Origin of the sequence: Streptomyces sp. NPDC060028, from assembly GCF_042736725.1 — a bacterium.
Lineage (GTDB): Bacteria > Actinomycetota > Actinomycetes > Streptomycetales > Streptomycetaceae > Streptomyces.
In genome coordinates this window covers 1-4,090 of sequence record NZ_JBHWVJ010000164.1, presented here as the reverse complement: position 1 = coordinate 4,090, position 4,090 = coordinate 1, and the positions used below count along the sequence as shown (strand labels likewise).

Annotated in this window: 7 protein-coding genes; 5 read left to right on the top strand and 2 right to left on the bottom strand. The window is 69.3% G+C overall.

The window, feature by feature from the left end; genetic code table 11:
- Positions 1 to 42: 42 nt before the first annotated feature.
- Complete coding sequence (locus ACFWBF_RS37100) at positions 43 to 537, bottom strand: hypothetical protein (RefSeq protein ID WP_385609243.1); 495 nt, start codon at positions 535 to 537, stop codon at positions 43 to 45.
- A 210-nt stretch (positions 538 to 747) separates the two neighbouring features.
- Between ACFWBF_RS37100 and ACFWBF_RS37095 the strand changes: the two genes are divergently transcribed.
- The 5 genes from ACFWBF_RS37095 to ACFWBF_RS37075 all read left to right on the top strand — a co-directional run bounded on the left by ACFWBF_RS37095 (position 748) and on the right by ACFWBF_RS37075 (position 3,413).
- Complete coding sequence (locus ACFWBF_RS37095) at positions 748 to 1,029, top strand: hypothetical protein (protein WP_385609242.1); 282 nt, start codon at positions 748 to 750, stop codon at positions 1,027 to 1,029.
- Positions 1,026 to 1,730, top strand: a complete 705-nt coding sequence (locus ACFWBF_RS37090) for a restriction endonuclease (protein WP_385609241.1) — start codon at positions 1,026 to 1,028, stop codon at positions 1,728 to 1,730. The genes ACFWBF_RS37095 and ACFWBF_RS37090 overlap by 4 nt, the downstream gene beginning before the upstream one ends.
- 129 nt (positions 1,731 to 1,859) lie before the next feature.
- Positions 1,860 to 2,309 carry an SRPBCC family protein gene (locus ACFWBF_RS37085; RefSeq protein ID WP_385609240.1) on the top strand — a complete coding sequence of 150 codons (450 nt, stop codon included), beginning with the start codon at positions 1,860 to 1,862 and terminating at the stop codon, positions 2,307 to 2,309.
- A 304-nt stretch (positions 2,310 to 2,613) separates the two neighbouring features.
- Positions 2,614 to 2,883 (top strand): hypothetical protein, encoded by a 270-nt coding sequence (locus tag ACFWBF_RS37080; RefSeq protein WP_385609239.1) that lies wholly within the window; start codon positions 2,614 to 2,616, stop codon positions 2,881 to 2,883.
- Positions 2,884 to 3,128: 245 nt separating this feature from the next.
- A complete protein-coding gene (locus tag ACFWBF_RS37075; protein WP_385609238.1) occupies positions 3,129 to 3,413 on the top strand; it encodes a chaplin in 285 nt (94 codons plus the stop codon).
- Positions 3,414 to 3,771: 358 nt separating this feature from the next.
- On the opposite strand, the gene ACFWBF_RS37070 is transcribed toward ACFWBF_RS37075, so the two are convergent.
- Complete coding sequence (locus tag ACFWBF_RS37070; RefSeq protein ID WP_385609237.1) at positions 3,772 to 3,996, bottom strand: hypothetical protein; 225 nt, start codon at positions 3,994 to 3,996, stop codon at positions 3,772 to 3,774.
- Between the last annotated feature and the right edge of the window lie 94 nt (positions 3,997 to 4,090).

Here is a 4,090-nt window from a genome sequence, read left to right as displayed (position 1 = left end):
CCGCCAACGCGGTGCGGGGCCCCTCCTCTGTGCCGCGCCCGGTCAGCCGGTGGCGGCCTGTTCGTCGGCCAGCGCCTTGCGGGCCTGCTGCCAGCCTTCGTACGTGGCGGTGTGCAGCGTCTCCATCCGGGCGAGCGTCTTCGCAATGTCGTCCTGCTTCATCGCGCTGCCCGCGAACTCCAGCAGCACCTCCACCATCGCGTGGTTCTTCCAGAGCCGCAGTTCCGCCTCGCTCACGAGCTCCGGGCCGCCGGCCATCATCAGTTCGACCAGGTGCTCCCGGGCACGCCACTCCCGCTTCCGGTGCCACCAGCCCGCGTCCGGCCGATTCAGCTTCCGCACCCTGCGGATCTGCTCCACCAAGGCCCGGATCTGGCCCTCCTGCTCCGGCGTCCACTCCTGCCCAGAGCCGCCGGAAAACGCCCGGACCGCCTCCTGGGCGGCTTGGCCGTCTGCGCCCGCGCCATCGCCGCCCAGCTCCTCCACGGCCTTCCTGAGCGCCGCTGCTGCCGCCTGTGCGTCGTCGTGTTCAGACACGCTTGTCCCCTCTCCTCCGGACGCGCAGCCTGCCCGGTGACCCACGCCCGGAGCAATCCGGCGTTCATCTCCACAGCCGAACCCGTGCAGAAAACCCGGGATGACCTGATGATCACTAATAGTTGATGAACGGTGACGAGGTGTCAGTGGTGGGTGCTTTCATTGGTCAGTTGTGCAGGGAGGCACAACCTGACTGATGAGGGGGCCGTCGTGCCGTCTGTCGTGGAGCATGAGCGCAACGGATTCAAGGTTCGCGCGCACTGGCGAAACCCGGCGGGGTCGAGCAGGCAGGTGATGCTCCTCGGGTTATTCGTGTTCGCCGCGTTCGTGTTGGGCAGCAAGCCGATGGGCGGAGCTCCGGGGGAGCAGCAGCCCGTGCCGGAGTCGACGGTGTATCCGATCAAGTGGCCCGGCTGGGATCAGCCGGTGGTGCGGCCGCAGCCGACCGTCTCCTACCCGATCGTTTTCCCCAGCGCCGGGAATGGCCGGTGAGCCGGCGCCGTCCCGCCCGTAGGACCAGCCGGAGCCGGCGCCCCCGGCGGCGCAAGGACTCGGGGCTGGAGCAGCTGGCGCTGATCGGTCTGCTCGCCGTAGTCGCCTTGAGCCTGGTGATGGGGCTCCTGCGCTGGCTGGCCGCCCATCCCTGGATCGTGGTCCTCACGCTGCTGGCAGCGGCCGCCGCGGCTGCGGCCTGGTGGTGGCGTCGCAGTGAGGCGGCACGGTGGGAGCAGATCAAGGCGCAGGGTCTGCGGTACGCGGTCGACCAGCTGGACCGTCTGCACCACCGGCAGTTCGAGTTCGCGGTACGCGACCTCATGCACCGCGACGGCTGCCAGGACGCACAGCAAGTCGGCGGCCGCGGCGACAACGGAGCCGACGTGAAAGCGACCGACCCCTACGGACGCCGGTGGGTGATCCAGTGCAAGCACCGCAGGGACGGCTGGTCCGGGAAGCCGGTCGGCACGCCCGACCTGCACGTCCTCAACGGGACCGGCCGCCAGGTCCACGGCGGTGATGTGCTGGTCATGCTGACCAACGGCCGCATCACCAGCAACGCGGTGGACTTCGCGAAAGATCAGCGCCTGAACCTGGTGGACCGCAAGCTCCTCGCCGAGTGGGCCGCCGGCTCCCGCCCCCTGTGGGAACTGCCGCGCCAGATCCCCCCGCCCCGCAAACCGTCCGCACTGTCCTGATTTCGGGCACACAGGCGAGGCTGTTCGGGGGTCATGGGGCCGGGCAGCGGGGGCACAGGAGCGGGGGAGGGGAAGGGCTCCCGGGTACGGCCGGACGCCGTCCGGCCGGCGAAGAGGAAGGATGCTCCTGTGTCGAAGGTCGAAGAGTCCATCGAGGTCGACGTCCCCGTGCGTACCGCCTACAACCAGTGGACGCAGTTCGAGTCGTTCCCGCACTTCATGGACAGTGTGGAGCGCATCGAGCAGCGCACCGACACCATGACGCACTGGGTCACGAAGATCGGGAGCGTGACCAAGGAGTTCGAGGCGGAGATCACCGAGCAGATCCCCGACGAGCGGGTCGCCTGGACGACGCTGGGCGGCGACGTCAAGCACGCCGGCGTCGTCACCTTCCACCGCCTTGACGGGAACAAGACCAAGGTGATGCTCCAGCTCGACTACGAACCGGACGGCCTCGCCGAGAACGTCGGCGACAAGCTCGGCATCGTCAGACGACAGATCACCGGTGACCTGAAGCGGTTCAAGGACTACATCGAGAACCGCGGCCGCGAAACCGGCTCCTGGCGCGGCGAGGTCTGACCCCTGCCGGCCTCGCCCGGGTGAACACCAGCTTCCCCGGCACCTTGTGCACCCTCCGGGCTGGAACGGGTGTGAAAGTGGCGTGACTCCCCCCGAGGCAGGGAAACCGGCGGGGCCGGGCGCGATGCCGCGCCCGGCCCCGCCGGCCACTCACCAAGATCCGATGGTCTGGGCAGCCTCCCGGAGGAGACAGGTCACGGCGAGGGCCCTTCTCCGCATCAGTGGTGCCTTTGGGCGACGCAGGTCAGGTCTGCGGGAGACGTGGCCAGGTGCTTCTGGAGCAAACGGGGCGGAGGCTGGGCGCATGGCCGCAAAGCTGATCGTGTACCCACCGGATGCCCAGGGCTGGCGCCGGGTCCGCTACGACGGCGTCGCCATCGGGGTCGCGCACCGCCCAGCCGACGTCCGCGTCTTCCTCACCGCGGCCGGGCTCGAGGACGCCGATGACGTGGACCTCACCGACCCGGACTTCGTGGAGTGGAGGGGCGCCGGACCCGAAGCATGGGACCCGTTTCCGGTGACCGGTGCGCTTGCGCCGCCGCACGGGCAACGGCTGGAAGCGGCGGCGGAATGACTCCTTGCACTGCGGCCGGGCGCTTCCTTTGGATACATACAAGCCACTCGACGCAGCGGCTGGGGGTGGGGCTGGCTGCAGGAGGCGAAGGGCCGAGGCGTCTGAGAACGGGCGGTTCGACAGCCGCTCCGGTGCCAGGTCACTGATTCGGCCCAGTGCCCGTAACGGGCGGGCCGTTCCGGCGGTTGTGGGGTGCGTCGTCCGAGCTGGATTCCCCCGGCAATTGTGAGTGCAAGGAGATTTCGATGTTCCGTGTCGCCAAGGCTGTAGCTGTGACCGCCGCCGCTGGTGCCGTCCTGGCAGGCGGGGCCGGTATGGCCGCCGCCGACGCCACCGCCGAAGGCGCCGCTATCGGCTCCCCCGGCGTCCTGTCCGGCAACGTCGTCCAGGTCCCCATCCACATCCCCGTCAACATCTGCGGCAACACCGTCAACGTCGTCGGCCTCCTCAACCCCGCCTTCGGCAACACGTGCATCAACAACAGCGGCTCGGACGGGCACTACAAGGGCCAGCAGCACGGCGAGTACTGACAAGCGCCAGGCCCTGGACCCGGCACGCTCAGCGCGCCGTCACACCCAGTGCCACCATGTGAACCAGCCGCAGCGCACAGCCGGCACGGAAGTCGACCTCCCCGTTCATCCTCCAAGGGGAGGCCGATTTCCGTGCCGGGCTCCTGGTGTTGGCGCGCGCGGACCAGCAGAGCGGCACCCAGAGCGGCGCCTGGCGCGGCGAAGCCTGACGCACCCCTGGCGCAACGCCGCAGCGCAGCGCGCAGACACCGGCGGGCGGAGCCACGAGGGGCGGGTCCCTGACCAGCAGCCATTGGAACTCCTGACAAGAGCCGACCGCGCCGGGCGGCGCGGGGACCGTCGGTACTCCAGGTCCGCTTTAGGCGGCGCGCCACTCGTGCGCGCCTGCGCCCCTCCACTGCACCAGCTGCGGATCCTCCAGCACGTTCTCCGGGGAGACCACCCCAGCCGCTTCGAGGAAAACCATCAGGTCATGGTCGGAGTAGGCCACACCAAGGACCTCCTCGCGATCATGACGGCGCATGGTCACCCGGCGTCCGCCGCTCAGGGACGGCGGCTGTACGACGACGGGGGCACTGTCCATGTGTCCAGGGTGCGGCCCATACCGGGGTCAAAGCCAGTCGGGCCTTGACCCCGGGTTTTGGACACCGGAGACACTTGGATCTTGACGGTCCAGG

Bases quoted from the DNA above. Each gene is read 5' to 3' on its own strand.
- ACFWBF_RS37075 (WP_385609238.1), top strand. From the start codon at position 3,129: ATGTTCCGTGTCGCCAAGGCTGTAGCTGTGACCGCCGCCGCTGGTGCC.
- ACFWBF_RS37080 (WP_385609239.1), top strand. From the start codon at position 2,614: ATGGCCGCAAAGCTGATCGTGTACCCACCGGATGCCCAGGGCTGGCGC.
- ACFWBF_RS37070 (WP_385609237.1), bottom strand. From the start codon at position 3,996: ATGGACAGTGCCCCCGTCGTCGTACAGCCGCCGTCCCTGAGCGGCGGA.